General features: G+C 65.3%; 24 protein-coding genes. 8 read left to right on the forward strand and 16 right to left on the reverse strand.

The genetic code is table 11. The features are described 5' to 3' along the window. The first annotated feature begins 38 nt into the window (after positions 1-38). The gene (locus FIU86_RS04120) at positions 39-665 is read left to right on the forward strand and encodes an arylesterase (protein WP_254703935.1); all 627 of its coding nucleotides are present in this window, start codon (positions 39-41) and stop codon (positions 663-665) included. Between the two features lie 131 nt (positions 666-796). Here the strand turns inward: FIU86_RS04120 and FIU86_RS04125 are convergent, their stop codons facing one another. Together FIU86_RS04125 and FIU86_RS04130 are read right to left on the reverse strand one after the other, a co-directional pair. After that, on the reverse strand, positions 797-1,360 hold the full coding sequence (locus FIU86_RS04125; protein WP_152473906.1) for a L,D-transpeptidase: 564 nt from the start codon (positions 1,358-1,360) through the stop codon (positions 797-799). A 117-nt stretch (positions 1,361-1,477) separates the two neighbouring features. Next, entirely contained in the window at positions 1,478-2,644 is a 1,167-nt protein-coding gene (locus FIU86_RS04130) for an NAD(P)/FAD-dependent oxidoreductase (protein ID WP_152473907.1), read from the reverse strand. A 150-nt stretch (positions 2,645-2,794) separates the two neighbouring features. Between FIU86_RS04130 and FIU86_RS04135 the strand changes: the two genes are divergently transcribed. Further along, positions 2,795-3,118, forward strand: a complete 324-nt coding sequence (locus FIU86_RS04135) for a BrnA antitoxin family protein (RefSeq protein WP_103762249.1) — start codon at positions 2,795-2,797, stop codon at positions 3,116-3,118. Positions 3,119-3,182: 64 nt separating this feature from the next. Here FIU86_RS04135 and FIU86_RS04140 read toward each other — a convergent pair whose 3' ends face one another. From FIU86_RS04140 to FIU86_RS04155, 4 genes are all read right to left on the reverse strand, one after another. Beyond that, on the reverse strand, positions 3,183-3,644 hold the full coding sequence (locus FIU86_RS04140) for a HEPN domain-containing protein (protein WP_152473908.1): 462 nt from the start codon (positions 3,642-3,644) through the stop codon (positions 3,183-3,185). Between the two features lies 1 nt (position 3,645). Next, positions 3,646-4,755: a DUF262 domain-containing protein gene (locus FIU86_RS04145; RefSeq protein ID WP_152473909.1), complete on the reverse strand. Its 1,110-nt coding sequence runs from the start codon at positions 4,753-4,755 to the stop codon at positions 3,646-3,648. A 4-nt stretch (positions 4,756-4,759) separates the two neighbouring features. Continuing rightward, on the reverse strand, positions 4,760-6,415 hold the full coding sequence (ettA, locus tag FIU86_RS04150; RefSeq protein ID WP_152473910.1) for an energy-dependent translational throttle protein EttA: 1,656 nt from the start codon (positions 6,413-6,415) through the stop codon (positions 4,760-4,762). Between the two features lie 80 nt (positions 6,416-6,495). Continuing rightward, positions 6,496-8,349, reverse strand: a complete 1,854-nt coding sequence (locus FIU86_RS04155; protein WP_172977423.1) for a bifunctional diguanylate cyclase/phosphodiesterase — start codon at positions 8,347-8,349, stop codon at positions 6,496-6,498. Between the two features lie 180 nt (positions 8,350-8,529). Here FIU86_RS04155 and FIU86_RS04160 point away from each other — a divergent pair, with 180 nt between their 5' ends. From FIU86_RS04160 to FIU86_RS04170, 3 genes are all read left to right on the forward strand, one after another. Then, entirely contained in the window at positions 8,530-9,144 is a 615-nt protein-coding gene (locus FIU86_RS04160) for a nicotinate-nucleotide adenylyltransferase (protein WP_152473912.1), read from the forward strand. 77 nt (positions 9,145-9,221) lie between these two features. After that, positions 9,222-10,724, forward strand: a complete 1,503-nt coding sequence (gene dacB / locus FIU86_RS04165; protein ID WP_152473913.1) for a D-alanyl-D-alanine carboxypeptidase/D-alanyl-D-alanine-endopeptidase — start codon at positions 9,222-9,224, stop codon at positions 10,722-10,724. Positions 10,725-10,893: 169 nt separating this feature from the next. Continuing rightward, positions 10,894-11,454 (forward strand): helix-turn-helix transcriptional regulator, encoded by a 561-nt coding sequence (locus FIU86_RS04170; protein WP_152473914.1) that lies wholly within the window; start codon positions 10,894-10,896, stop codon positions 11,452-11,454. 14 nt (positions 11,455-11,468) lie between these two features. Here FIU86_RS04170 and FIU86_RS04175 read toward each other — a convergent pair whose 3' ends face one another. The 8 genes from FIU86_RS04175 to FIU86_RS04210 all read right to left on the reverse strand — a co-directional run bounded on the left by FIU86_RS04175 (position 11,469) and on the right by FIU86_RS04210 (position 19,548). Beyond that, positions 11,469-13,247 (reverse strand): TadG family pilus assembly protein, encoded by a 1,779-nt coding sequence (locus tag FIU86_RS04175; RefSeq protein WP_152473915.1) that lies wholly within the window; start codon positions 13,245-13,247, stop codon positions 11,469-11,471. Further along, on the reverse strand, positions 13,234-13,668 hold the full coding sequence (locus FIU86_RS04180) for a TadE/TadG family type IV pilus assembly protein (protein WP_152473916.1): 435 nt from the start codon (positions 13,666-13,668) through the stop codon (positions 13,234-13,236). The genes FIU86_RS04175 and FIU86_RS04180 overlap by 14 nt, the downstream gene beginning before the upstream one ends. Before the next feature lie 4 nt (positions 13,669-13,672). Beyond that, on the reverse strand, positions 13,673-14,650 hold the full coding sequence (locus tag FIU86_RS04185; protein WP_152473917.1) for a type II secretion system F family protein: 978 nt from the start codon (positions 14,648-14,650) through the stop codon (positions 13,673-13,675). Further along, entirely contained in the window at positions 14,643-15,584 is a 942-nt protein-coding gene (locus FIU86_RS04190) for a type II secretion system F family protein (RefSeq protein WP_152473918.1), read from the reverse strand. The genes FIU86_RS04185 and FIU86_RS04190 overlap by 8 nt, the downstream gene beginning before the upstream one ends. Positions 15,585-15,587: 3 nt before the next feature. Continuing rightward, positions 15,588-17,249, reverse strand: a complete 1,662-nt coding sequence (locus FIU86_RS04195) for a CpaF family protein (RefSeq protein WP_172977424.1) — start codon at positions 17,247-17,249, stop codon at positions 15,588-15,590. Beyond that, positions 17,246-18,454: a hypothetical protein gene (locus FIU86_RS04200; RefSeq protein ID WP_152473919.1), complete on the reverse strand. Its 1,209-nt coding sequence runs from the start codon at positions 18,452-18,454 to the stop codon at positions 17,246-17,248. Before FIU86_RS04200 ends, FIU86_RS04195 begins: the two co-directional genes overlap by 4 nt. Before the next feature lie 94 nt (positions 18,455-18,548). Then, positions 18,549-18,758 (reverse strand): Flp family type IVb pilin, encoded by a 210-nt coding sequence (locus FIU86_RS04205; protein ID WP_152473920.1) that lies wholly within the window; start codon positions 18,756-18,758, stop codon positions 18,549-18,551. A gap of 355 nt (positions 18,759-19,113) precedes the next feature. Continuing rightward, complete coding sequence (locus FIU86_RS04210; protein WP_152473921.1) at positions 19,114-19,548, reverse strand: Lrp/AsnC family transcriptional regulator; 435 nt, start codon at positions 19,546-19,548, stop codon at positions 19,114-19,116. Positions 19,549-19,658: 110 nt separating this feature from the next. Between FIU86_RS04210 and FIU86_RS04215 the strand changes: the two genes are divergently transcribed. From FIU86_RS04215 to FIU86_RS04225, 3 genes are all read left to right on the forward strand, one after another. Continuing rightward, entirely contained in the window at positions 19,659-20,789 is a 1,131-nt protein-coding gene (locus FIU86_RS04215; protein ID WP_152473922.1) for a type III PLP-dependent enzyme, read from the forward strand. An 83-nt stretch (positions 20,790-20,872) separates the two neighbouring features. Beyond that, positions 20,873-23,167 carry a xanthine dehydrogenase family protein molybdopterin-binding subunit gene (locus tag FIU86_RS04220; RefSeq protein ID WP_152476921.1) on the forward strand — a complete coding sequence of 765 codons (2,295 nt, stop codon included), beginning with the start codon at positions 20,873-20,875 and terminating at the stop codon, positions 23,165-23,167. Further along, positions 23,145-24,221, forward strand: a complete 1,077-nt coding sequence (locus tag FIU86_RS04225; RefSeq protein WP_152473923.1) for a DUF2235 domain-containing protein — start codon at positions 23,145-23,147, stop codon at positions 24,219-24,221. The genes FIU86_RS04220 and FIU86_RS04225 overlap by 23 nt, the downstream gene beginning before the upstream one ends. A gap of 62 nt (positions 24,222-24,283) precedes the next feature. Here FIU86_RS04225 and FIU86_RS04230 read toward each other — a convergent pair whose 3' ends face one another. Both FIU86_RS04230 and FIU86_RS04235 read right to left on the reverse strand, forming a co-directional pair. Beyond that, positions 24,284-24,781, reverse strand: coding sequence for a PaaI family thioesterase (locus tag FIU86_RS04230; protein WP_172977425.1), 498 nt, complete (start codon positions 24,779-24,781; stop codon positions 24,284-24,286). A 71-nt stretch (positions 24,782-24,852) separates the two neighbouring features. Beyond that, positions 24,853-26,490 carry a calcium-binding protein gene (locus FIU86_RS04235; RefSeq protein WP_152473924.1) on the reverse strand — a complete coding sequence of 546 codons (1,638 nt, stop codon included), beginning with the start codon at positions 26,488-26,490 and terminating at the stop codon, positions 24,853-24,855. Positions 26,491-26,509: the final 19 nt, after the last annotated feature.

Raw genomic sequence — 26,509 nt, forward strand, 5'->3', positions numbered from 1 at the left:
TGTCTGCTTTTCGTCGTTTCACATATGGGGTCCGGGCCTTGGCGGGCAAGGTCGCGGCGCTTGTTTTCCTTGGTTTGCCGGCATTTGGTGAAGGGCCGGTGACGATCCTGGCGCTGGGTGACAGCCTGACGCAGGGATACGGGCTGGCGCAGGAGGACGGGTTCGTGCCGCAGCTGGAAGGTTGGCTGGAAGAGAACGACGTAGCCGCGGAAGTCATCAACGCGGGCGTGTCGGGAGACACCACGGCAGGCGGCGCGTCACGGGTCGAATGGAGCCTGACGCCCGAGGTCGACGCGATGATCGTGGCGCTGGGCGGCAACGATATGCTGCGCGGGCTGGACCCGGGCGAGGCGCGGGCGAACCTGAGGACGATCCTAGAGGTGGCCGAGGGGCAAGACCTGCCGGTGCTGATGGTGGGGATGCAGGCGCCGACGAATTTCGGGCCGGATTACAAAGCGGCGTTCGATGCGATGTACCCGGAGTTATCCGAGGAGTTCGGCGCGCTTTATTTCGAGAGCTTCTTCAAAGGGTTGGGCGAAGGGGAGCCGTCCGAATTGCAGAGTTATTTCCAGTCGGACGGGATACATCCGAACGCCGAGGGCGTGGCCCGGATCGTAGAGGCGATTGGGCCGGCTGTGGCGGAATTAGCAGGCGGGATCGAGTGAGGTCTCGGGGCTTTCATCCTTCGCGAGATTTCAGTCTTCACCGGAGTAAGAGGTCCCGGGTCAAGCCCGGTACGGGGAGCTTCGAGAGGCGCGGCACGCCGCGCCTCGTATTCCGCACAGTGTCCAGTGTCTTACAGAACGGTGACCACGGTGCCCAGCGGCACGCGTTCGTAGAGGTCGATCACGTGATCGTTAATCATGCGGATGCATCCATTCGACACCGAGCGCCCGATCGAGCGGGGTGCGGTGGTGCCGTGGATGCGGAAATACGTGTCACGCCCGTTCTGGAACAGGTAAAGCGCGCGCGCGCCCAGCGGGTTGCCTTTGCCGCCCGGCTGGACGTAATCGTTGCCCTTGAACTTGGCATAGGTCTTGGGCTCGCGTTCGATCATTTCATTGGTCGGGCGCCAGGTGGGCCACTTTTTCTTGACGTCGATGGTGGCGCGGCCGGTGAATTCCAGCCCGGCGCGTCCTACGCCGACACCGTAGCGGCGGGCGCGGCCCTGCTCGGTGATCAGGTACAGGAAATGCGCCTTGGGCAGGATCAGCATCTGGCCGGGGGTATACTTGGCCGAGATGTTCACATCCTGCGGCATGTATTTCGGAGCGATCTGGAACGATTGCGCGGCGGCAGGCAGTGCAGGCGCAGTGGCGGCCGCGGCCGCGGTGGCCACGAATTGGCGGCGATTGAACATGTTTTCTTCCCCTCGAAACGGCGGCAGGTGACTATGGCGATATTCCGCCACATGAGCATTTAGAAATCAAAAACAAGTGAATATCAGAAGGGCAAGTGATTCTGTGCCCGTCAAGTCTCAGTTTCCCGAAGCTGCGGCAGAGAGGTAACGGAGCGCCGCACGGGGCAGGCGCAGGGCGGTGCGGCGCAAGAGGGCGGGATATTCCGTGTCGCCCGAGAGCAGGTGCATGTAATCGCGCTTGAGCGTCGTGGACGCGGCGAAAGTGCGGGCGAAGAATGGTTGCAGGGGCCTGGCAAAGATCAGCGGCCGCAGCATCCGGGCCTGCGCGATGGCGCGGCGAATTGGCTTTGTTGCCGTTGTGTAAAGGGGCAGAGCGCGGCTGGCATCCCCTTGATCCAGCGCAGTTTTCGCAGCACGGGCGGCCAGCGCGCCGGAGTGGATGGCGTGGCCGATCCCCTCGCCGGTGATCGGATCGACGAGGCCGGCGGCATCGCCCGCCAGCAGGACAGTGCCCTTGCCGGGCGTGGGCTTGGGCGCGCCGAAGGGCAGGAAATGTCCCTTGACCTTGGCATCCTCGCCCGTGCCGAGCTTGGCCAGATAGGCGGCGAGGTGCGATTTCATCTCGGGGTTCCGGGCGTGCAGGCCGCCCAAGCCGATGGTGGTGCTGTGTTTCTTGGGAAAGGACCAGCCATAGCCCCAGTCGGCTGCGGCGAAGTCGATGCGGATGGGGGTGGCCTCGGTCGGGGCTTGCGCGGGGCCTTCGATTTCCAGTGCGAAACCGATGGTGTGTTGGGAAAAAGGCTTGCCGAACAAAGCCTTGGCGGTGGGGCTTTGAACGCCGTCGGCGGCGATAAGGAGCTTGTAGGTGAGGGTTTCGCCGTTGGCCAGAGCGACGGTATTGGCTTTGAAATCAAGGGCTTCGATGCGGTGGCCGGTATAGTCCGCGGCCCCGGCGGCAAGGGCCTGTTTCAGCAGGTGGTGATCGAAATCCCAACGCATGGTCAGGTGCAGGGGAGGGACATCTTGGAGGTCCCCAAGAGATTGATCTTTCAGATAGAATTCGAAATTTCGCCGCGTCTCGAAGAGATCGGCGGTGATCTGCATGCCGAAAATGTCGGACAGATGCGCCGCACAGCGACCCGTCACAAGCCCGCCGCAGAGTTTTTGGCGTGGAAACAATGCCTTGTCGACAAGCGCCACGCTCAGGCCCAGCGTGCGGGCCTGCATGGCGGCGGCTGTTCCGGCAGGGCCGGCGCCGAGGATGACAAGGTCGAAATCGGGCATCTTGGGACGGGGAGATAGAGCATCCCGAAGGCCGCGAAAAGACGTGTCGGTATCACGTCGGTTTCCGGGTGGTAACGCGACGGTGCGGTGAGGTTAAATTTCGGTAAGGGGCTTGGGCGAGGATGCGGGCTCGCCACAGAGGAGCCCGACATGCCCACCAAGACCGAACGCGCCGCCCGTGCCAGCCTGATGCAAAGCCTGATCTATCTGCAGCAGGAAAGCTGGATCCCCGACACGATCGCGGACGAGATCCCGGAGGCGTGGCACACGCTGGAGATGGACGTGCCGGTGGAGGAGCCGAAGGAGAAGGTGACGCTGTATCTGGACCGGTCCGTGGCGCGCTTCTATCGCGCGATGGGGAAGGGGTACCAAGGGCGGATCAACCGGCTGCTGGCGACGTATATGCAGATGCATCTGGCGAAGGAGGTGCGGTTGGAGGAGGTTTTAAGGGAGAGGGTTGGGATGGGGGAGTGAGATATAAACTGATCTCTAAAATGGTTTTGCAGCTTGATCACAATGCAATCTCTAGACCCGTTTCCTATATTCTTGTCGCAACAAGTACGGCGTCAACTATCTTCTTAGCATCTTCACAACGCTCTCTTAAGGTAGTCGCAGTTATTCCGCTATCTCCACCGTGAGCTACCGAGTTTCTAACCGAATAAGTTGAAGCTAAGGCTTCGACTTCTTTTTCACTCTCTTCCATAAATTTTTTGAATTCGTCTCGCCAGTTTACCTCAAATCTTTCAAGCAAAGTGGCTATTGCTTCGCAATTGTAGTTGGTACCCTTTTTGAAATGACTTTTGACAAAATTTATTACTTTTGGATGCGCTCTGTTGCGAAGTCTTTCTAACACAATGACTTCAATGGAACGTTCAACAAAACCGCAAATAAGCACGCTGCCAAATCGCCGCATATTCGCGGCAATTTCGTCGTCTTGAATATCACACGCCAAGGCAATTTGTGCCTCAAGTTTTCTAAAACGTTGTTCAATCGCATACATTTCAGATTTTTGAAAAAGCTTCTCTTGCGTGCTTAAGCCTCGTTTTTACTGACTCTTCATCAGCCGTGGAACGAACCCATCCTTCTCGAAACTCATCCGACTTTAATAGAGAATCGTAAGCTTTTTTGATTTCCTTAGCAGTTGGCTTAGGCCCTCTTTTGCGTAATCTACGAGCTATTTCCGACATTACGGCATCTAGCACAGCCGCGTTTAGGGATCGCACGGGCCTGAATGCGCTGCCATCCAAGGCTTGCCAGCACAGTTCAGTGGTCTCTTTAAAAGTGCTGCTTAGTGAAGCCAGTTTCTGTTGGCTGGCATCATTCATTTCTTTTGTGAACTTTGTAAGGAATGTAGCCATCGGACGTTCATACTGGTCGCCTTTTTCGAGTAAGGCTAGAACTCTCGTGACAAGCTCTTGATCTTTCGAGCGAGCGCTTGGTTTGCCGAAGATCTTACGCCAATGCTTGTCTTCATTCAGTTTGTGCGTGAGTTCCGTGAAGGCACCTTCTGCAATGCAGTTTCTAATTTCCTGCGCAGAGAGTCTAATGCCGCCAGAGTTAATCCTTTCGAACACAAAATGGATGCTGTCGATGGAATCTTTTGGACTTTCTTGACTGAAAACGACCGCATGCACGATTGAGTCGTCCAAACGCAACTGATCGTCTGGGTCTAGATCATCATAGGTTAGCCCATTCCAAGGCTCTCTTACGCCGATTAGCCGGAATGCTGTTTCTCTAAAAACGCCTTTGTAGAACGCTTGCAAAGTCTTGAGGCGTTGCTGCCCGTCAATAACGAGATTTTTTCCATCCTCCGGTCGCTTGTATAAGAAAATTCCGGGTACGGGCAGCCCCATAAGAAGCGACTCTATGAAACGTGATGCATGAGTTTTGGACCACACAAACCTCCTCTGGAAATCAGGCACAATGAAAGCGCCAGTATCCATTCGCTTAACTAATGAGTCTACTGTGTAATCAGCGCCGTAGCTTCTAATTGTGTATGAGCCTTTAGACGTGGACTCTTGCTCGGATTCGTCGTCAACGCCTTCTGCCAAAGACAAGTCCTCTTCATCTTCTGAAGGTACTTGATCGTCGATAGTTGTATCTGTTGTCATCGCGTTACCGTGCAAACTTCTTATGCTTGATCCTTTTCGGTTCTAACGCGTCTGGACCCAAACGTCTCTTCTTATCTTCCTCGTAATCCTCAAAGTTGCCTTCGAACCATTCCACGTGGGCCTCGCCTTCGAACGCCAGGATATGCGTGCAGATGCGGTCGAGGAAAAAGCGGTCGTGGGAGATGACCACGGCGCAGCCGGCGAAATCGACCAGCGCGTCTTCAAGCGCGCGGAGGGTTTCGACGTCGAGGTCGTTGGTGGGTTCGTCGAGCAGGAGGACGTTGCCGCCTTCTTTCAGGAGGCGGGCCATGTGGACGCGGTTACGTTCGCCGCCTGACAGCAGCGAGACCTTTTTCTGCTGGTCGCCGCCCTTGAAGTTGAAGGAGGAGCAATAGGCGCGGGAGTTCACCTGTGCGTCGCCCAGCTGGATGATTTCGGCGCCGCCGGTGATGGCCTCCCACACGGTGTCGTTGTCCTTGAGGTCGTCGCGGGACTGGTCGACATAGCTGAGTTCGACCGTGTCGCCGTAGGACAGCTCGCCCTTGTCCGGCTGCTCCTGCCCGGTGAACATCTTGAACAGCGTGGATTTACCGGCGCCGTTGGGGCCGATCACGCCGACGATGCCGCCGGGGGGTAGCGAGAAGGTTAGGTCCTCGATCAGAAGCTTGTCGCCCATGGCCTTTTGCAGGCCCTCGACCTCGATCACCTTGCCGCCAAGGCGGGGGCCGTTGGGGATGACGATCTGGGCGCGGGAGACCTTTTCACGCTCGGACTGGTTGGCCAGCTCGTTGTAGCGTTCGATCCGGGCCTTCTGCTTGGATTGGCGGGCCTTCTGGCCTTGGCGCATCCATTCCAACTCGCGTTCGAGGGTCTTCTGTTTGGACTTGTCCTCGCGCTTTTCCTGCTCCAGCCGCTTGGCCTTTTGCTCCAGCCACGCGGAATAGTTGCCCTCGTAGGGGATGCCGCGGCCGCGGTCCAGCTCGAGAATCCAGCCGGTGATGTCGTCGAGGAAATAGCGGTCGTGGGTGACGATCAGGATCGTGCCCTTGTAGTCGATGAGGTGCTGTTGCAGCCACGCGATGGTTTCCGCATCCAGGTGGTTGGTGGGCTCGTCCAGCAGCAGCATGTCGGGCGCTTCGAGCAGCAGTTTGCAGAGCGCGACGCGGCGTTTTTCACCGCCCGAGAGGGTGGTCACGTCGGCGTCGTCGGGGGGGCAGCGGAGCGCCTCCATCGAGACATCGACCTGGCTGTCGAGATCCCAGAGGTTGTTGGAGTCGATCTCATCCTGAAGGGCGGCCATCTCGTCGGCGGTCTCGTCCGAGTAGTTCATGGCCAGTTCGTTGAAGCGTTCCAGCTTGGCCTTGTGGGCGGCGACGCCGAGCATTACGTTTTCGCGCACGGTGAGGTTGGGGTCCAGTTCGGGCTCCTGCGGCAGGTAGCCAACCTTGGCGCCTTCGGCGGACCACGCCTCGCCGGTGAAATCGGTGTCGAGGCCGGCCATGATCTTCATCAGGGTGGATTTACCGGCGCCGTTCACGCCGACGACGCCGATCTTCACGCCGGGCAGGAAGCTGAGATGGATGTTCTCGAAGCATTTCTTGCCGCCGGGGTAGGTCTTGGAGACGCCCTGCATGTGGTAGACGTATTGATAGGCTGCCATGGTCCGTGCTCTTTTCGTAAAGGGGATACGTTGAGGCCCATGTAACCGCGCCGGGCGGCGAATTCAAACGGGATAACGCGTCAGGCGCGCGGGTGCAGGCGGGTGACGCGGGAGGTGTCCGGGTCCTTGCCGAAGTCCGCGGGCAGGGGCAGGTTGGCGGAAAGCCAGGCGATCATGTCGTCGCAGGGCTGGGGATGGGCCAGCACGAAGCCTTGGATCGCGGGGCAGCGGGCGACGCGCAGAAGGCGCAGCTGCTCGGCGGTTTCGACCCCTTCGGCGGTGACATGGGTGCCCAGCTTGCGGCACAGCTCGATGATGGATCGCACGATGGCGCGGTTGCGCGGGTCGGTGGCGATGTTGGCGGTCAGAGAGCAGTCGAGCTTGATCTCGTCCACCTCGATTTCCGAGATATGGGCAAGGCCCGCATAGCCGGTGCCGAAATCGTCGAGCGCCACGCGGGCGCCCAGGCGTTTCAGGCGTTCGACGGCGGTGGCGATGGTGCGCCCGCCGCCCTGCAGGATCGTGGTCTCGGTGATCTCGACGCAGATCTGCGCGGGCTTGAGGCCGCGCGATTGCAGCGCCCAGTCCAGAAGACCGGCGTAGTTCACGTCCGTGAGCGCCTCGGCGGAGACGTTGAGGGAGAGGGTCAGATCCTCGAACCCGGCCTCGTGCAGGCGTTTGAGCGCGTCGAGCGACAGGTGCATCGACTGGTAGTCGAGATCGGCCAATACGCCGGCGCGGCGGGCGGTTTCGAAAAACGCGCCGGGGGGCAGTTGGCCGAGGCGGGGATGGTTCCAGCGCAGAAGCGTCTCACACCCGGTGATGCGCCCGCGCGTGAGGTCAAGCTGGGGTTGCAGGTGCACGGTCAGTTGTTTCTCGGTGGTGGCGAGGCGCAATTCGCGGGCCATCCGGTTCTGCGCGATCTGAACCTGCCCCAAGGCGGGTGTGTAGAGCTGGACGCGGCTGCGGCCCCGGGTCTTGGCCTCGTAGAGGGCCTGGTCGGCGTGGTGGATGAGGGTTTCGCCGTTTTCGGTGCTGTCCTGCGCCAGGCAGGCGCCGATCGAGAGGCCCACGCGGATTGCCTGGTTGTTCCACATCAACGGGTCGTCGGTGGCCCCGAGCAGGAGTTCCGCCCGGGTCAGCAGCGCGTCCTCTGTCGCCATGCCGAGGCAGACCAGCAGGAACTCGTCGCCGCCGATGCGGCAGGCCAGATCCTGGGGGCCGCAGAAGCGGCGCAGGAGGTCGGCCACGTGAAGGAGTGCGGCGTCGCCGGCGGCGTGGCCCAGCGTGTCGTTGATTTCCTTGAACTTGTCGAGGTCCAGATGCAGTACGCCGACGCGCCGTTCAGCCAGGGCGCGGGCCACGATGTCGGAGGCGAGATATTGCGACAGTCGCTTGCGGTTGGCCAGCCCTGTCAGGTCATCGTGATGTGCGGCATGTTGCAGGCGGGCCTTGGCGCGGCGCAGGTGCTGTTCAGTCTCGACCGTGCCGGTCACGTCGCGGCAGGTGACCGCGATCTTGTGGCCCGTGGGCGTGGCCAGCAGCGTGAAGCTGTGCAGGTTCCAGAACGTCTCGCCATTCGCGCGCTTGTGCCGGGCAAGGTGGTCGCGGTCGAAGATGGCGCTTTGGATGTCATAGCGGAAGGCCGCCACCTTGGCGGGGTCGACGCGCGCGCCGTCGGGCAGAACATGGGCCATGACCTTGATCCCGCGCACGCGGTCGAGAGAAGTGGCGAACATCGCCTCGGCGGCGGGGTTCATCCATTCGACGTGACCTTCGATATCCTGGATGATGATGGCGTCCTGGGTCCGGTTCAGGAATTGCGGGCAGCAAGACAGGTCGGCCACCGGGCGCGACGGCGCGGACCCGTCCGCTGACGGACCCTGCGCCGCATCGGTGGGATGCGGGTGCGGTATGTTGCTCTGCTCTGCCACGCCCATACTCTTGCGGTACTCACCAAGTGCCGTCTTGCCACGCGGCGCTTAACATTCCGTGCGCCGTCAAAGGCTAAATCCCTAAAATTGCGCCGAATCCCGGCGCGGGGACGCGTGGTGAAAAGGCTGGACATCCAGTAGCATCCCGGCGATTTCAGGGGCGACGCAAAGGAAGAAGACATGCGTGTGCGCTTGCCGATGACGCGGCCCGGTATGGTGATCGGGCTTTTGGGGGGGTCGTTCGACCCGCCCCATGCGGGCCATGTGCATATCAGCCGCGAGGCGCTGCGGCGCTTCGGCCTTGACCGGGTGTGGTGGCTGGTGAGCCCTGGCAACCCGCTGAAGGCGCGGGGGCCGCAGCCGCTGGCGCGGCGGATGGCGGCGTGCCGGGCGCTGGTGGATCATCCGCGCATCCATGTCAGCGATTTCGAGGCGCAGGTCGGCACGCGCTATACCGCCGAGACGCTGGCGATGCTGCAAAGGATGCGACCGCATGTGCATTTCGTTTGGCTGATGGGCGCAGACAACCTGGCGCAGTTCGAGCACTGGCAGGACTGGCGGCAGATCATGGAAACGGTGCCGATCGGCGTGCTGGCCCGGCCTGGGCAGCGCATTTCGGCGCGGATGTCGAAGCCGGCGCGGATCTATCGCAGGGTGCGCATCCCGGCGCGGCAGTCGCGGGCGCTGCGCCTGGCCGCCCCGCCGGCGTGGTGTTTCGTCAATGTCCCGATGAGCGCGCTGTCGTCGACGGCGCTGCGGGCAAGGGGCGACTGGGCCGATATTTCGGAAAGTTGATCGCAAGACCGCGACATGGTGCCGGCAGGAGCGAATTGCCGATTGTGTGACATGCCGCGCTTGGTTTAATTGGGCCCATGCGTACGAAGATTTCCCGACGGTTCCTGTTGACGACGGCGCTGGCCAGCCTGGCGGGCGGCGCGATGGCGAATGCGCCCAAGGTGTCGCTGCGCCCGCAGCTGCGCCCCGAGGGCGGGGCCGAGGCGGCGCGCATTCGCTCGGTTCCTAGCGTCGACGCGCTGATCGAACGGGCCAAGCTGGGCGGCGACGTGGGATGTGCGGTCATCGACGTGAAAACCGGCAAGGTGCTGGAAGGCGTTGAGGCCGGCGAGGGCATGCCGCCCGCGAGCGTGATGAAGGCGATCACCGCGCTCTACGCGATGGAGACGCTGGGCGCGGGATACCGGTTCGAGACGCGGCTTGTCGCGACCGGGCCGGTCAAGGACGGTGTGCTGGACGGCGACCTGGTGCTGGCGGGCGGCGGTGACCCGGTGCTGGACACCAATGGGCTGGCCGACATGGCCGCGCGGCTGAAGCAGGCCGGGGTGAGCCGGGTGACCGGCAAGCTGCGGGCCTGGGACGGGGCCTTGCCCTTTACCCGGTTCATCGACGACGAGCAGCCCCAGCATGTGGGCTATAACCCGTCGCTGTCGGGGCTGAACCTGAATTTCAACCGGGTGCATTTCGAGTGGAAGCGGTCGGGCGGGGATTACACCGTGGCGATGGACGCGCGGTCGGATCGCTATCGTCCGTCGGTGCGCGTGGCGCGGATGCGCGTCGCCAAGCGCAAGGGGCCGGTTTACACCTACGAGGACGCGGGCGATCACGACGCGTGGACCGTGGCATCGGGGGCGCTGGGCAATGGCGGGTCGCGGTGGCTGCCGGTGCGGCGGCCGGGGGATTATGCCGCCGAGGTGTTCACCGCGCTGGCACAGGCACAGGGCGTGACGCTGAGCGCGGGCGAGATGTTCGAGGGCACGCCCGAGGGCAAGGTCTTGGTCAGTCACATGAGCGAGCCTTTGGTACCGATCTTGCAGGATATGTTGAAGTATTCCAACAATCTGACCGCCGAGCTGGTCGGGCTGACGGCCAGTGCCGCGCGGCTGGGCCGGCCTGTGGGTCTGGCGGATTCGGGTGCCGAGATGAGTGCCTGGGCGCAGGAGACGCTGGGCATGACGGGGGCCAGGCTGGTCGATCATTCGGGTCTGGGCGAGATGTCGCGGGTCACGCCGTTGGCCATGGCGCGGGCGCTGGCGCGGGTGCATGGCGAGGGGCGGCTGAAGCCGATCCTGAAGCCGTTTTTGATGCGCGACGGCAACGGCGGCATCATGCGGGACCATCCCGTGAAGGTCGCCTCGAAGACCGGGACGCTGTATTTCGTCAGCACGCTGGCGGGCTATGCCACGGCGCCGGACGGCACCGAGCTGGCCTTTGCGGTCTTCACGCATAACGCCAAGCTGCGCGAACCGATCGACAGCCGGTCGGACGTGAGCCCGCCGGGCGCAGCCAGCTGGAACCGGCGCGCCAAGCAGCTTCAGCAGGGGCTGATCGAACGCTGGAGCGTGATCTACGCGGGGTGAGCCTGGCCCTCCGGTCATGACGCTCAGAGGTTGCGGTGGCGGTGGGGCGCACGTCTGGCGCGGGAAAAATCCGTAAAATTGTCGATATTCCAGAAACAGTTACCTCAAATTTGCCTTAATTCGGGGCGATATTGACGCCGGAATTCAGCGCGAACAGGAGTAGCGATCAATGTCACGTATCTGGGTATTCGGATCTGTCCTTGTCACCGTCATTGCGGCCCTCAAGACCTTGCTGGTCGTTCATTTCGCCTTTGGGGGCGTCTCGGGCGCGCCGAGCCTGGTGGTGCTGTCGGGTCTTTTCGCGCTGTTCTTTGCGCTGACCGCGGTGGTGGCCTATGTCGCCTGCACGCAGCTGACCCGGCACGTGGTGCAAAAGCGCCGTGAAAAGCTGGCCCCGGGGATGAGCGAACCCGTCGCCAAGGAAACGGTCATCCTGCGCCATGCGCCGGACTGGGGCCTGTCGCAGGCCGAGGCGGACGTGGCGATTTTCGTGGCCAAGGGATTTTCCAACAGCGAAATAGCCGACATGCGCGGCAGCGCGATCACCACGGTGAAATCGCAGCTGGGCCGGATCTATCAAAAATCGGGGCTGGAATCGCGCTATCAGTTGATCGCCTTCGTCACTGACGAGGTCGTGTCGATGGCGCGCGAGGCCGAAGAACCCGTCGCAAAGGTCAGCACCAAGGATGCCCTGCCGCTGGTCGGGCGCCGCAAGCAGCACGCGGCCTGAAACGCCGGTTGGCATTACTGGACCAACCGAATGAGTTCGCAGTGATGCCCGGTCAGGGTCAGCTCACCCGATCCGAGCTCTAGCCCGACACTCTCCAACACACTGTCCACCACGCCGTCGACCGGCGTGGTGAGCGCGGCCAGAAGCTGGGCCGGAAGATTGGCGAGCAGGGTATTGACCACGGGGGCCGCGATTCCGGTCACGAGGCCCTGTTGATCGGGCTTGATCCGGATTTCAGTGTTCTCGGACGACAGGAGCGTGCTGACGGCACTGGTCGTCAGACGTTCCGAGCCGAAGCTGCGCACGGTGTCACCGGCGGCCACGTCGCCATGGGTGAATGTTATGCGGTCGGTGTTCGAGCTGCCTACGGTGACGTGACTGCGGGCCTGAACCACGAGGTCGGCCAGCACGAGGTCGGGCAGCAGCGCTACCGGGATGGTGATGCGCACGGTCAGCAGATCGGCAAAGCCGAGTGTGGCAGGGTCGATGGGCGCGCTGGCGCTGGTGCCTGCGGGCAAGGTGCCGAGGTAGAGCGCGGCGAGCGACGTGCCGTTTGCCGGATGCAGGGGCGTATGTGACACCAGAAAGGACGCGGCAGGATCGGACGGGCGCGAGGCGCTACAGCTGATCTCGTCCAGCGTGGCGGTGGCGCCGGCGAGTTCCACGTAGAGCGGCACATGCAGATCGGCGGCAGTGACCTCGCCGGCCAAGCCCGTCAGCAGGCCGGGATAGGCGTCGATATCGAGGCCAAGGCGCGCGGCGGCGCGGTGCAGTTGCACGCCTTCCTCGCCCAGGGCGACCCAGCCGGATTGCGCGGGCGGCTCGCCCGCCGTCAGTTGCGCGTCGACTCCGACGATGCCGGCGACATCCAGGTCCAACCCCAGGGAGGCGGCGTCGATATCCTCGCTGGCGACCACGGCCTTGACGATATCGAGGGCCGTGACGTCGATCTCGGTCAGGAAATCGGTGGCGGTCAGGCCCAGGCGGGTGTCGATGCCGCCCACGACGGCGGCCACGTCGATCTGTTGGCCCGTAGCGGCGCTGGCAAGCCCGGCGAGGCTGCCGGCGAGGGCGGGCGGCAGTTCGGAGGCCAGCGCGTCGAGCAGGGTGTCGACGGTGGTGACGGCGTCCAGCACCTCGGCGGGGTTGCGCGAGGTGCCGCCGGTGAGCGCGTCGAGGGTTTCCATCAGGGAGCCCAGATTGACCTGCGCGTCGGCGAGCAGGGTCAGGTCGCCCGCCCCGATCGCGGCACCGACGCCGTATTCCGCCGTCAGCACGGCGTCGAGCGCGGCAGGATCGAGATCGGCCAGATGGCTGTTCAGTGAAAAGCTGGCCGCGCCGGTCCGGGTGGCCATGGCGCTGCGGCTGAGGTCGACGGTGGGCGTCCCGCTGAAGATCTGGGCGAAATAGAGCGGTGAAGCGTCGCTGAGCGTGACCTGGGCGGCGTTCACGATCTCAGTCTCGTCGTCGAGCGGCACGAACCGCTCGGTCCGGGGAATGGCGGGGTTGCGGAAGTAGCGCCCGGTTTGCAACCCGGTGAGGGTGGAAGCGGCGCGGCCATTGTTCGTGATGGCGTCAACCGCGCGGGTCTCGGCGGCGGAGGCGTCGGCCACGGCGCTCATCGCGCCGAGGTCGCTGGCAGCCTGAAGCCGGGCGCGGTCGCGGTAGAGCGCGGCGACATCGACGCCGAGCGCGACGAAGCCGAAGAGCACGGTCAGCATCAGCGACACGATGATGGCCACGACGCCGGACTCGTCCCGGCGAAAGCGGGCAATGCGGTCAGTAAGCGACATAGGCCCGCCCCTTTATGGTGTCGATGTCGAGGCCGAGAAAGCCGTCGGCCACGTCCAGCAGCGTGCCCTTGGCGGCATAGGTGACGTTGACGGTGATGCTGCCCATCGCCGCGCCGGAATAGTCGAGCGAGGTGGAGAGCGCCTCGTCCGTCAGCAGGGGATAGCGGGTGGCGCCCTCGGCCAGATACGCGGTGGCGATGTCGCGGCGCTCGATCTCGTCCAGTCCGGCGACCGAAGCGCGGGCGGCCCCGGCGGCCAGCTGGTGCACGGAATGGCTGACGCCCATGTAGAAACCCAGCGTGATGATGCCGAGGATCAGCGCGAAGAGGATCGGCGCGATCAGTACGAACTCGATCGCGACGGCGCCGGTTGTGTCGCGGGCAAAGCGGCGGGCGGCGGTGGTGAGGGAAAGCATGGTCATGGTCTCAGCGCCCAGCGAGGATGTTGTCGAAGATCGAAAGCCCGGCGGGGCCCACCAGCACCACGAAGACCGCCGGCATGATGCAGAAGATCAGCGGGATGGTCATCAGGACAGGCAGGCGCGCGGCCTTTTCCTCCATCGCGATCAGGCGGTTGGCGCGCTGTTCCGACACGAGGTTGCGCATGGCGCGGGCGAAGGGCGTGCCGTAGGTGTCGGACTGGTCAAGCGCCTGGGTGAAAATGGCGATTTCGGGCAGCGGCACGCGCGCGCGCAGCTTGTCATAGGCGGTGCGGCGGTCGTTGGTCATGGCGATTTCGGACACCAGCTGGCGGGTCTCCGCGGCAAGCTCGGGGGCGCTGTATTGCAGTTCGCGGGAGACGCGATGGAGCGCCTGTTGCGGGCCTTGCCCGGCCTCGGACGCGATCACCAGGAGTTCCAGCAGGTCGGGAAAGCTGCGGCGGATCTGGCCCATGCGGGCGCGGCGGCGGGTATCGACCACCATGTCGATGCCCATCGACATGCCGAGCGCCACGGCCAAGACAATGGCCGAGGGGATGAGCGCAGGCATGCCGATGGGATAGACGGTCACCACCCAGACACCACCGGACAGGAAGGCGCCGACGGGCAGGACCGTTTTCAGGAAAGCGTAGATCAAAAGGGCGTCACGGCCCTGGTAGCCGGCCGAGCGCAGGTCTGCGGCGGTGTCGCGTGCCTCGCCGCCGAGGATTGCCGACAGACGTTCGCCGGCGCGCAGGACCACCCGGCGCAGCGCCGTGTGGATTCCGGCGAGCGCACCGGACCGGCGGGCCTTGCCCGTTGCAGCGTTGCGGGGGCCAAGGGCCTCGCCGTTCGCGCGGCGCAGGCGCAGCATCAGGACGGCGCGGCGGCGTTCGGTGTCGACCAGAGCGCCGAGGCCGAAGGCCACCAGCATCAGGCCTGCGAAGGCCATCCAGGACAGGATATCCACCGTGGACTCAGACATCGGGGCGCCCCATCCGGGTCATTACGAAGACCCCGAGTGCCACGCTGGTCAGAGCGCCCGCCGCCATCACCTGGCCACGCGGATCGGTAAAGAGCGGCTGGAGATAGGCGCCGTTCAGCACGAAGAGTGCCAGCGCGATGCAAAAGGGCAGGGCCGCGAGGATCATGGCGCTGGCGCGGGCCTCGGACGACAGGGCCCGGGCCTTTTTGCGCAGCTTGCGGCGTTCGCGCAATTGCCCGGCGAGGTTTTCCAGTGTCTCGACGAGGTTGCCGCCTGAATCGGCCTGAAGGGCGGTGGCCACGGCGAAAAAGCCGATCTCGGCGGTGCGCAGGCGCTGGTAGAGCGCCGCGAGACTGTCCTGAAGGGAGGTGCCGAGGCAGATCTCGCCATGGGTGCGGGCAAATTCGGCCTGCACGGGGCCCGTTGTGGTCTCGACCACGATGCGCAGGGAGTCCGCGATGGGCCGCCCGGCGCGCAGGCCGCGGGCGAAGATGTCGAGTGCATCGGGCAGCCCTTCGGTGAAGGCGGCCTGATAGCGGGCGCGAGCATGACGCAGCACGACCAGCGCCAGCAGGACCGGCAGGACCACGGCGAGCACCAGCGCGATGAGCGGGTTGAGCCTGGCGTAAAGCACCGCGAGGCCGTAGATCGACAGCGCGGCGATGGCGATCTGGATGCAGATGTCGGTGGGTGTGAGCCGCAGGCCGGTCTGGGCCAGCAGCGCCTCGATCCGGGGGGTGAGGCCGGTGATGTCGGGCGTGTCGCGAACTGTCCGGCGCGGCGGTTTGGGCGCCGTGGGGCCGGGGCCGGCGAGGCCGCGCTGCATCCGGGCCCGGTGGCGGCGGCGGGTGCGGTCGACCTGGACCAGCACGCAGAGCACGAGGCCGGTGAAGATGACGATAGAGGCGGTGAGGACGATCAGGAACAAGCTCATGGGTTATCCTCTCAGCACGGCGTCGAGGTCGGCGCTGACGCCGTAATCGGCGGCGCGGCCGGCGAATTTGGGGCGGTAGCCGGAATAGCGGTAGGTCCCGCGCACCTCGGTGCGGGTGCTGTCGGGATCGGTCTCGAAGGTGAAGAGATCCTGAAGGGTGACGACATCGCCTTCGAGCCCGGCGACCTCGGAGATCGAGGTGATGCGGCGGGTGCCGTCGCGCATCCGGGAAATCTGGACCACCAGATGCACGGCATCGGCCAGCTGGCGGCGCACGACACCGGACGCCATGTCGAAGCCCGCGAGCGCGGCCATGCTTTCGATCCGGGTCATCGCCTCGCGCGGGGAGTTGGCGTGCAGCGTGCTCATCGAGCCGTCATGGCCGGTGTTCATGGCTTGCAGGAGGTCGAGCACTTCGTCGCCGCGAATCTCGCCGATGATGATGCGGTCGGGGCGCATCCGGAGCGCGTTGCGCACCAGCGTGCGCATGGTGACCTCGCCCTTGCCCTCGACATTGGGCGGGCGCGTTTCGAACCGGACGACATGCGGCTGCTGGAAGCGCAGTTCGGCGGCGTCCTCGATCGTGACAAGGCGTTCGGTCGCGGGGATGAAGGCGGAAAGCGCGTTCATCAGTGTGGTCTTGCCCGACCCGGTGCCGCCCGAGACCAGAACGTTGAGGCGCAGGTGGGCGGCAAGGCCGAGAAAGCCCGCCATCTGTTCGGACAGGCTGCCGTTTGCCACGAGGGTTTCCATTTTCATGGGCGCGGCCGGGAACTTGCGGATGGTGATGGTGGGGCCGTCGATGGCGAGCGGTGGAATGGCCACGTTGACGCGGCTGCCGTCCTTGAGGCGGGCATCGACCATCGGCTGCGCCTCGTCGATGCGGCGGCCCACGGCGGCGACCATGCGGGAGGCGACGGCATGGACATGGGCGTTGTCGCGAAAGCGGATGGCGGTCAGTTCCAGCTTGCCGCGGCGTTCGGCATAGACCCGGTCGGGGCCGTTGACCATGATGTCGGTCACGGTTTCATCCGCCAGCAGGCGTTCCAGCGGGCCGAGGCCCAGCATGTCGGCCAGAACGGCCTGCACGAGGTCGGCGACCTCGCGCCCGTTGAGATGCATCTTGCGCTGTTCGGACAGGCCGTGGATCGCGTCGTGGATGCGGCTTTCCTGCTCGGAGCGGGGCAGGCCGGCCATCTCGGTGAAATCGAGCACGTCGGAGAGCGCCTGGATCATTTCGCCAGCCATGGCGGAGATGTCGGAGCTGGAGGCGGCGGCGGCGTTAACGGACTCGACCAGTGCGGGAAGTTTCGCCTTGGGCTGGCGCTCGGGCTCGGGCGCCGGGGGCGGTGCCGGATCAGCGGAGGGTTGCGCCTGGGCGTTCGCGGGGGTCTTCACCCTTGCAGACCCTTGCGGCTCTGCCGGAGCCTGCGCCGCAGGTGCGGTGCCGGAGGGCGCGTCGCCCCCCAGTTCGGTCACGGCCTGTGCCAGGAGGGCGCGTTGCTGGGAAAGCGGGATCGGCGTCTCGGCGGCCTCGACCACGAAGGTGAGCGCCGTGTTCACCTTTTCCTTGACCGACAGCCCGTCGGCGTCAATCTGGCGTGCGATCTGCAGCACCCGGTCGAGCGCGGCCCGGTTTTGATGTTCGATAACCTCGTGTTTCATCCGAACAGTCTTTTGCGGGACTTGGGTTGGGCCGTGGCGGCGCCGGCGGGTTGCGTCGCGGCGTCGAACACGGTGCGCACGGCGCGGGCCCATGGCGCGCGCGGTTGCAGGGTGACGAGCGGCTTGGCGGCCTTGTGCGCGCGGGCCAGCGCCGGGGCGCAACTGGGCAGGGTCGCCGTGAGCGGCATCTGAAGCGTCTTGGCGATGTCCTTGGGGCGCAGGCCCGCGTCCTTGCGGATGTCCGACAGCACGGCGAGGATCGGCAGGTCGGGGTGGTCGGCCCGGATTTGACCCAGCAGGCGGCTGGCGGCGTTGACCCCGGCAAAGCCCGCGGGCAGCACCAGCACCAGCCGGTCGAGCGTGCCGATCACGTCGGGCTGGCGCAGGACGAGGCCGCGGGGCAGGTCGACGATGACGGTGTCGAACGCCTCGCGCAGGCGGGGCAGGAGGGCGGCGATGCCGGGCTCGTAGGCGGCGGCGGTCTGGTCGCCGCGCACCTGCCCGGAATAGAGCGAGAGCGTGTCGCTGATCTGGTCCATGGTCGCGCCGATGAAGGTGCTGTCGACGCGGTCGGGGGCGCGCAGGGCATCGAAGAGACCGCGGGTTTCATCCCGGTCGAGGTCGATGGCCTGGCTGCCGAATTCCAGATCGGCATCCACCAGCGCGGTATTGCGCGCGGCGCCCTTTGGGGCGGCGGCGTGGGCGGCGAGGTTGAGGGCCAGAAGGCTGGCGCCGGTGCCGCCCTTGCAGCCGAGAACGCCGACGGTAAGACCCTGATGGGTTTCGGGCGCCGGGGTGGCCGGCGCGGCGGCGGGGCCGGGCGCGGGCGCGGTGGTGGCGGCGAGGATATCCGACGCGTTGGCCGGAAGGCAGAAATAGTCGCGGGCACCGGCCTGGCGCAGGGCTCGGTAAGTGGCGATGTCGTCGGCGGTGCCCAGCACGATCACGTCGATGCCGGCGCGGGCCAGTTCCTCGACGCATTCGGTGGCCATGGGCAGGCTGATCTGGCCCATCTCGGCCAGGATGCATTTCATCGGCGAGGCGTCGGTCAGAAGCCGCGCCGCACCGCTGAGTCCGCCGCCATGGATCGCCTTGGCCATCTGGCCGCTTTCAGTCAGCACGGCGCGGGCCGTAGCCGCGCCTGTGTCCGTGCAGACATAGGCCTGAAGCGCGGGGGCGATGCCGTCTTGGGTGTCGAAGGGCATGGGGCGGTCTCCGGTTGCGGTGGGATGGGAGAAGTGTGACTGGCGGCGCGGAGCGACCCGTTGGGGAAGAAGGGCCGCTCCGTCGCAGAGGCGGTTAGTCAGTACCTGAGCTTTGGGCGTTTTCGAGTTCGGTGTTCATGGTTTGGAAGCCGGTATTGGTGTTGGTGCCGAGCGTGGCGACGGTGCCGACGATAACGGCGCCCACGAGTGCTGCGAAGAGGCCGTATTCGATGGCGGTGGCGCCGTCCTCGTCACGGGCGAAGCTGCGGGCGATGGTCTTGATGGATTTGCGTGCGATGCTCATTGTCGTGTCTTTCTGTGGTTTTGATCAGGTTTGTGGTTGCGGGCCGGAACGACCCTGGTGTGCCCTGAACCTGACGCCTGCCGGGACAATGCGAAATCCTCCCTCGGTCGGTGGATGGCTTTACGACCCCATCGTCGGAAGGTCGTCCGACCAAGGTCGTACGGATTTCGGGACACATTCGGGCAGCTTTGTGGCGGTGCTGGCGTGCGGGTGGTTCGGCGTCCGGGGGGGGGTAGGATGCGGGACAACGGTTCTGGACGTGGCAGAAGTTGGAGATAGCCGCAGGTGGACAGATTTTCCGGCGGTGATCCGAATCGAGTCAGAGGTCCCGGGTCAGGCCCGGGACGGGTAGGCCCTAGCGGCTGCGGTCGAGCTTGGTCGCGAGGTGAATGAGCGATTCCGAGCCGCGCACGCCCTTGGCGTCGCCGATGCGGTCGAGCGTGTCGTCAAGCTCTTCGGTGGTTTCGGCCTCGAGCGTGACGATGAGGTCGAAGCGCCCGGAGGTGGTGTGGACGCGGCGCACGCCGGGCAGGGATTGCAGGCGCGACAGAACGGTGGGCTGGCTGCGGGCCTCGATCTGCACCAGCGCGGTCGCCCGCAGGGGGGCGCGGCGCGCGGCGTTGAGGCGCAGGGTGTAGCCCAAAATGACTCCGGAGGTTTCCAGCCGGTCGAGCCGCGCCTGCACCGTGGTGCGCGCAAGGCCCAGCCGGCGGGCGATCGTGGCCACGGGCATGCGGGCGTTTTCCTGCAAGAGCGCGATCAGGGCCTCGTCAAGTTCGTCTGTTTGCATGATTCCCTCGGCGTTGTGCCGAAATGATACTGCATAAAGTGCAATCTGCCCTGACAAAATCACCACGTTCCGCGGCACACTATGAAAAAGACGACCCGAGAGGCAGAGCGATGCAACATCAGACATCCCCGTGGGACACGCCCGTGGTACATCTGGCGCGCCAGAAACCCGATGCGCCGGTGCTTTATTTCAGTCCCGAGACCCTGCAGACCACCGCGCGGCGGTTCCTGAAGGGCTTTGACGGTCTGGTGACCTATGCGGTCAAGGCCAACCCGGGCGAGGAAGTGCTGGCGAACCTGGCCGCGGCCGGTGTGCGGGCCTTCGACGTGGCCAGCCCGGCGGAGATGCGGGCGGTGCGCGACGCGGCGCCGGATGCGGTTCTGCATTACAACAACCCGGTGCGGTCAGCAGCCGAGGTCGAGATGGCCGCAAAGATGGGCGTGGCGTCTGCTTCCGTGGATTGCGCGGCGGAGCTGGAGAAGTTGGCGGGCCTGCCGCGCGACATGGAGGTGACGGTGCGGCTGGCGCTGCCGGTCAAGGGCGCGGCCTATGATTTCGGCGCGAAGTTCGGGGCCGGGCCGGACGCCGCGGCGGGGCTGCTGCGGCAGGTCTCTGAGATGGGGTTTCGTCCCGGCCTCTGCTTTCATCCCGGCACGCAATGCGCCGATCCCGGCGCGTGGGGCGCCTATGTTCGGGCCAGCGCGGAGGTGGCGCGGGTGGCCGGTGTGACTTTGGAACGGCTGAACGTGGGCGGCGGGTTTGCCGCGCATCGCTCGGGCGCGGCGCCGGACCTGGAGGCGATCTTCGATCATGTGGCGGAGGTGAGCGGCGACGTGTTCGAAGTGCCGCCCCGCCTGGTCTGCGAGCCGGGGCGGGCGATGGTGGCCGAGGCGTTCACGCTCGCCGCACGGGTCAAGGCGCTGCGCCCGGACGGGAGCCTGTTTCTGAACGACGGCATTTACGGCGCGCTGGCCGAGGCGCGGGACATCGACGCGCTGACGCGGGTGCGGGTTGTCAGCCAGGACAGCGTGCCGCGCGAGGGTGCGCCGGTGGCGCGGGTGGTGTTCGGGCCGACTTGCGACAGCCTGGACCGGCTGCCCGATCCGCTGGCCTTGCCGGGGGACGTGGCCGAAGGGGATTACGTGCTGTTCGAAGGCATGGGCGCCTATTCGCGGGCGCTGGCGACGCGGTTCAACGGTTACGGTCCCGAGGGGCCGGTGACGGTGGCGCGGCTGATCTGATCGGGGGTGGACACCGCGCCGTCGGGCGTTAGGGTCGCGGTAGATTTCCCGCGCAGAGGTGTCCCCACATGACCGAGCAGCGCATGGCCAAGTTCGGCCGCTCGCAGCCTGTGAGCCGGATCGAGGATTTGCGGTTACTGACGGGGGGCGGACGGTACACGTCCGACCTGTGGCCCAAGGGGTGCTTGAGGGCCTTTGTCCTGCGGTCGGTCGAGGCGCATGCGGAGATTTCGCTGGATGCGCAAGCGGCGCGGGAGGCGCACGGCGTGCGCCTTGTGCTGACTGCGGACGACCTGACGGCGGCGGGGATCACCGAAGGGATGCCGGCGCTGTTGGTGGAAAGCCGGGACGGCAGCATGGGGTCGGCGCCGAAACGGCCCTTGCTGGCCGAAGGGCGCGTGCGCTTCGTTGGCGAGGCGATCGCGCTGGTGGTTGCCGACAGCCTGGACGCGGCGCGGGATGCGGCGGATTTGATCGAGGTCGATTATGACAGCCTGCCGGTGCACCTGGAGCGGGCGCCGGGCGGCGAAGCACTGCATGACGCGGCGCCGGAAAACCGGGCCTTCGATTTCGGCATGGGCGACGCGGACGCGGTGGAGGCGGCGGTGGCCGGTGCGGCGCATGTGGTGCGGATGCCGCTGGAGGACAATCGGGTGATCTCGAACCCGATGGAGACCCGCAGCGTTCTGGCGCAGATGGAGGAGGGCCGTCTGCACATCGCCTATGGTGGGCAGAACGTCTGGAACACCAAGGCGCATGCGGCACGGATCCTGAAGATGGACGAGGCCGATATCCGGGTCACGATCCCGGACGTGGGCGGTGGCTTCGGCACCAAGGCGCCGGATTATCCCGAGACCCTGCTGGTGGGACAGGCGGCGCGGATGCTGGAGGCGCCTGTGGCCTGGGTGGCGGACCGGACCGAGGGGATGCTGTCGGACACGGGCGCGCGGGACCTGGAGCATGACCTTGTGATGGGGTTCGATGACGAGCTGCGGATCACGGCCTACCGGGTGGACACGAGGATGAACCTAGGCGCCTATAACAGCCCGCTGGCGCAGAACATCCAGACCAACCTCTTTGCCAAGGTTATGATGGGGGTTTTTGATATCCGCGCGGCGTACCTGCATGTCGAGGGGTTTTACACCAACACCACGCCGGTCGATGCCTATCGCGGGGCCGGGCGGCCCGAGGCGATCTATGCGCTGGAGCGGTTGATGGACCACGCGGCGCGGGAGTTGGGCGTGGATGTGTGGGAGCTGCACCGGCGCAATTTCATCCGGCCCGAGCAGTTTCCCTATACCACGGCCTTTGGCGAGACCTACGACGTGGGCGATTTCGCGCGGGTGCTGGAGAGCGTCGCGCGGCACGCGGACCAGGGCGGGTTCGCGGCGCGCCGTGCGCAGAGCGAGGCGCAGGGCAGGCTGCGGGGGATGGGCTTGTGTTTCTATATCGAGAGCATTCTGGGCGACCCGGCGGAGGGCGCGCAGATCGAGTTTACGCAAGCGGGCGTGCGGTTATACGTGGGCACGGTCTCGAACGGGCAGGGGCACGAGAGCGTCTATGCGCAATTCCTGAGCGATCAGACCGGCGTGCCGGTGGAGCGCATCGAGATCGTGGCCGGCGACACTGACCGGATCGCGCAGGGCGGCGGCACGGGCGGGTCACGCTCGGTCACGGTGCAGAACAACGTGACGCTGGTGACGGTGGACGCGATGGTGGCGGCCTTCCGGCCCTATCTGGCCGAGAAGATGGGCGTCGAGGCCGACGCGATTGAGTTCGATCAAGAGACGTTCCGGGCGCCAGGGTCGAACCAGACGCCGACGCTGTTGGAGGCCGCCGCGTGGGCGCGGGCGGACGGGCGCGACGATTTGCTGAGCCACGAGAGGCGCGCGGAGCTGGAGGCGCGGTCCTTTCCCAACGGCGCGCATGTCTGCGAGGTTGAGGTCGACCCCGAGACCGGCGCGGCCACGGTCGCACGCTACACGGTGGTCGACGATTTCGGGAACCTCATCAACCCGATGCTGGTTGAAGGACAGATTCATGGCGGCGTGGTGCAGGGCATCGGACAGGCGCTGTGCGAGCGGGTGGTGTATGACGAGGACGGGCAATTGCTGACGGCGAGTTTCATGGATTACGCGATGCCGCGGGCGGACAATGTGCCGATGATCGGTTTCGAGACCGAGCCGGTGCCGTCGACCACCAACGTGATGGGCATGAAAGGCTGTGGCGAGGCCGGGACCGTGGGGGCGATGGCTGCCACGGCGAACGCGGTGTTCGATGCGCTATACGAACGGGGCGTGCGCCGGGCCGACATGCCCTTTACCCCGCACCGGGTTTGGATGATGTTGAACGGATATGAGCTGGACGAAACGCGTTAGCCGGGCTGTCCGGCGGCTGGTTGGCCTGACCCGTGGCGAGCGGGCGCGGATCAAGCACGGCCCGCGCGGGGCGGTGACTCATGTGATCATCCTAGATGGCACGATGTCCTCGCTCGAACCGGGGCTCGAGAGCAATGCCGGCCTGACCTTCAAGCTGTTGAACGAGGAGGTGGGGGCGGCTCTGTCGCTCTATTACGAACCGGGGGTGCAGTGGCCGGACTGGCGGCGGACAGGCGACGTGATGCTGGGGCGCGGCATCAACCGGCAGATCCGGCGGGCCTATGGCTATCTGGCGTCGCGCTATCGGCCCGGCGACCGGATCTTTCTGATCGGCTTCTCGCGCGGGGCCTATGCCGTGCGGTCGCTGGCCGGGGTGATCGACCGGGTAGGGCTGTTACGGGCGGAACACGCGACCGAGCGGCAGGTGAAGACGGCCTATCGCCATTACCGCGACGAGGCCAAGAGTAAGGCTGCGGCGGTCTTTACCCGGGAGCTGTGCCATGAGTCCTCGCCGATCGAGATGGTCGGGGCATGGGACACGGTGAAGGCGCTGGATTGGTCCGGCCCGTTGATCTGGCGGCTGCTGACGCCGAAGAACGCCTTTCACAGTCATGCGCTGGGGCCGCATATCCGGCACGGCTATCACGCGCTGGCGCTGGACGAGACGCGGCAGGTCTATACGCCGGTGATGTGGGAAACCGGGCCGGGACGTGCTGCGGGCGAGGGCCGGGTGGAGCAGGTCTGGTTCCGCGGCACTCACGGCGATGTGGGTGGGCAGCTGGACGGTTTCCACGCGGCACGGCCATTGTCGAACATCCCGCTGGTCTGGATGCTGGAGCGGGCCGAGGCGCATGGGCTGACCCTGCCCGAGGGGTGGCAGGCGCGGTATCCGACGGATGCGCAGGCGCCGTCGGTCGGCAAGTGGCGGGGCTGGGGGAAGATATTCCTGTTTCGCAAGGCGCGCGTGGTCGGTCAGGATCCGTCCGAGAGACTGCATGAGAGCGTGCAGGGCCGCGCCGCACCCGATGCCCCGGATGCGCAGGCGGTGATTTAGGCGGGCAAAACTTTTGAGAAAAGTTTTGGCAAATCTTTTCTGAAAAGATTTGGCGCGCGGTGTCAGGCGGCGTCCATGATCAGGCAGGTGGTGCTGGAGGTGGCGTAGAGCTTGCCGTCTTCCTTGCCGCGCAGTTCGCCAACCGCGGTGGCGGTGCGGCGGCCGCCGTGCTGAGTGGTGCCGGTGGCCACCGCGGCCATGCCCATGGGCAGGGCGCGGGTGAGGTTCACCTTGTATTCCAGCGTCGTGTAGACCTGGCCCTTGTCCAGCAGGGTCATCACCGCGCAGGCCATGCAGGAGTCGAGGATCGCGCCGTACCAGCCGCCATGCACGCCGCGCATCGGGTTGAGGGCGTTGAAACCGGGGGTGCCTTCGAACACGACGCGGCCCGTATCGGCCGAGAGGGCGGTGAAGCCGAGCGTGGCGCCGATGGGCGGGGCGCTCAGGCGACCCGCGATCATGTCGCGCATGAAGTCGAGGCCCGAGCGGGACAAAAGCGCGTCCATGTCGGGCATCTGTTCAAGGGACGTGGCGGTGAAGGGGGTTGGCGTGTCGGTCATGACGGCACGCTAGCCCGCGGCGCGATGGGTGGACAAGCCCGCCCGGATCTTCGGGCGGGCCTGACGCGGCGTCAGAGCACGAGATCGTCGATGCCGATCAGGTGCATGGCATCGGTCTTGACGATGTCGACGGACCAGTCGGCGGCGCCGTCGCCGTCGTGATCGACCTCCAGCGTGGCGCTGGCATCGCCAAGGGCCTGAAGGACGCGGACCTGCGGGCCGGTGGCGTCGAAGAGGCCGGTTTCGCTGAAACTCAGTGGACCGGTCGCGTTGTAATCGAAGATCTCGATCAGGTCGCCCTCGGCGAAATCCATGATCGTGCCGCGATGGCCCGTGTCCGAGTAGGGGTTGGATTCGAACACGAACACATCATCATCCGCGCCGCCGGTCATCTCGGCCACGCCACTGCCGGCGCTGGCGATCAGCCGGTCCTCGCCCGCGCCGCCCATCAGGGTGGCCTCGCCCGAGTTGGAATAGAGGAAGTCGTTGCCGCCGCGCCCGTCGAGCAGGTCGTCGCCGCCCATGGAGTAAAGCGCGTTGTCGGCGCCGTTGCCATAGATCTTGTCATTGCCGTCGCTGCCGATGACGTCCTCGATATCCCAGACTTTCATTTCCCATTCCGGCCAGACCGGGGTGTAGGGGCCCGAACTGCCTCCGCCGGGAAGATAGCCTTCGAGATCGGGCTTATCCTCAAACCCGGGAATGTCGGGCAGGCCGAAATCGCCGAAGGCCTGCATGACCTTTTCGCTGCCGCCGAACATGCGGGACAGGAATTCGAGTTCTTCCGCCTCGATCTTCACCGGCTCGTTGGGGAAGGGCCAGAGGCCGGCGTCCTCGATCGGCTCCCGTGTCAGGTCGTCAGACCGGATATCTTCGGTACGCGCGCGCGTGTCGGTTTCGGCGTCGGCCTTGCTGTCGGCGTCCTTGTCGCTGTCATCCTTGCTGACCTTGAAGAGCGGCTTGGCCTGCGTGCCGACCTCCTTTTGCAAATCGACAGTCCAGCCCGCGCCGCCCTCGGACATGTCGAGCTTGAGCGTGTCGTGGCCCGTGCCGCCAGAGACGGTGGCGTCGCCCTGGCCGGGGCGTAGGAAGTCGTCACCGTCGCCGCCGTAGAGTTCATCGTTGCCCAAGCCGCCCAGAATGTCGTCGTTGCCGCCGTGGCCTTCGAACCGGTCGTCGCCGTCGCCGCCCGAAAGGATGTTGGCGCCTTCATTGCCCTGAAGCCAGTCGCCATAGTCGCTGCCGGTTAGGTTCTCGATGTTCAGGAGCGTGTCCTGGTCACCGTCGAGGATGCTGTAGCCGGGAGGCACGTGGGACAGGGCGAAACCGGTCTGAAGCGAGGCCCAGACAAGGCTGTTGCTGTCGGAATAGTCGGCGGTGTCAATGCCCGCGCCGCCATCCATCGTGTCGTGGCCCGCGCCGCCGGTCACAGTGTCGTCGTCGCCGTTGCCGAATATGCTGTCGTCGCCGTCGCCGCCGTCGAGGTGGTCGTTGCCGTCCCCACCCTCGATGGTGTCATTGCCGGACTGGCCGAAGGCCACGTCGTCGCCGTCGCCTCCCTTGATGTTGTCCATGCCCGCGCCGCCATAGATCCAGTCGTTGCCGCCATTGCCATATATAAAGTCACTGCCGCCGAAGCCCTGGATCAGGTCGGCGGTCTCGATGCCTTCGAGAAGCTCGGCCAGGTTGGTGCCGTAGATGAAATTCATGAGAAACCCCTGTCATGCT

This window comes from Roseovarius sp. THAF9, from assembly GCF_009363715.1.
Taxonomy (GTDB): Bacteria; Pseudomonadota; Alphaproteobacteria; order Rhodobacterales; family Rhodobacteraceae; genus Roseovarius.

What these genes read in the sequence shown, in the direction of transcription:
- FIU86_RS04205 (WP_152473920.1), bottom strand. Translation starts at nt 18,758, where the DNA reads ATGAGCATCGCACGCAAATCCATCAAGACCATCGCCCGCAGCTTCGCC.
- FIU86_RS04180 (WP_152473916.1), bottom strand. Translation starts at nt 13,668, where the DNA reads ATGACCATGCTTTCCCTCACCACCGCCGCCCGCCGCTTTGCCCGCGAC.
- FIU86_RS04135 (WP_103762249.1), top strand. Translation starts at nt 2,795, where the DNA reads ATGCCCACCAAGACCGAACGCGCCGCCCGTGCCAGCCTGATGCAAAGC.
- FIU86_RS04170 (WP_152473914.1), top strand. Translation starts at nt 10,894, where the DNA reads ATGTCACGTATCTGGGTATTCGGATCTGTCCTTGTCACCGTCATTGCG.
- FIU86_RS04185 (WP_152473917.1), bottom strand. Translation starts at nt 14,650, where the DNA reads ATGTCTGAGTCCACGGTGGATATCCTGTCCTGGATGGCCTTCGCAGGC.
- FIU86_RS04175 (WP_152473915.1), bottom strand. Translation starts at nt 13,247, where the DNA reads ATGTCGCTTACTGACCGCATTGCCCGCTTTCGCCGGGACGAGTCCGGC.
- FIU86_RS04215 (WP_152473922.1), top strand. Translation starts at nt 19,659, where the DNA reads ATGCAACATCAGACATCCCCGTGGGACACGCCCGTGGTACATCTGGCG.
- dacB (WP_152473913.1), top strand. Translation starts at nt 9,222, where the DNA reads ATGCGTACGAAGATTTCCCGACGGTTCCTGTTGACGACGGCGCTGGCC.
- FIU86_RS04210 (WP_152473921.1), bottom strand. Translation starts at nt 19,548, where the DNA reads ATGCAAACAGACGAACTTGACGAGGCCCTGATCGCGCTCTTGCAGGAA.
- FIU86_RS04160 (WP_152473912.1), top strand. Translation starts at nt 8,530, where the DNA reads ATGCGTGTGCGCTTGCCGATGACGCGGCCCGGTATGGTGATCGGGCTT.
- FIU86_RS04225 (WP_152473923.1), top strand. Translation starts at nt 23,145, where the DNA reads ATGAGCTGGACGAAACGCGTTAGCCGGGCTGTCCGGCGGCTGGTTGGC.
- FIU86_RS04145 (WP_152473909.1), bottom strand. Translation starts at nt 4,755, where the DNA reads ATGACAACAGATACAACTATCGACGATCAAGTACCTTCAGAAGATGAA.
- FIU86_RS04220 (WP_152476921.1), top strand. Translation starts at nt 20,873, where the DNA reads ATGGCCAAGTTCGGCCGCTCGCAGCCTGTGAGCCGGATCGAGGATTTG.
- FIU86_RS04130 (WP_152473907.1), bottom strand. Translation starts at nt 2,644, where the DNA reads ATGCCCGATTTCGACCTTGTCATCCTCGGCGCCGGCCCTGCCGGAACA.
- FIU86_RS04190 (WP_152473918.1), bottom strand. Translation starts at nt 15,584, where the DNA reads ATGAGCTTGTTCCTGATCGTCCTCACCGCCTCTATCGTCATCTTCACC.
- FIU86_RS04125 (WP_152473906.1), bottom strand. Translation starts at nt 1,360, where the DNA reads ATGTTCAATCGCCGCCAATTCGTGGCCACCGCGGCCGCGGCCGCCACT.
- FIU86_RS04200 (WP_152473919.1), bottom strand. Translation starts at nt 18,454, where the DNA reads ATGCCCTTCGACACCCAAGACGGCATCGCCCCCGCGCTTCAGGCCTAT.
- FIU86_RS04140 (WP_152473908.1), bottom strand. Translation starts at nt 3,644, where the DNA reads ATGTATGCGATTGAACAACGTTTTAGAAAACTTGAGGCACAAATTGCC.
- ettA (WP_152473910.1), bottom strand. Translation starts at nt 6,415, where the DNA reads ATGGCAGCCTATCAATACGTCTACCACATGCAGGGCGTCTCCAAGACC.
- FIU86_RS04195 (WP_172977424.1), bottom strand. Translation starts at nt 17,249, where the DNA reads ATGAAACACGAGGTTATCGAACATCAAAACCGGGCCGCGCTCGACCGG.
- FIU86_RS04230 (WP_172977425.1), bottom strand. Translation starts at nt 24,781, where the DNA reads ATGACCGACACGCCAACCCCCTTCACCGCCACGTCCCTTGAACAGATG.
- FIU86_RS04235 (WP_152473924.1), bottom strand. Translation starts at nt 26,490, where the DNA reads ATGAATTTCATCTACGGCACCAACCTGGCCGAGCTTCTCGAAGGCATC.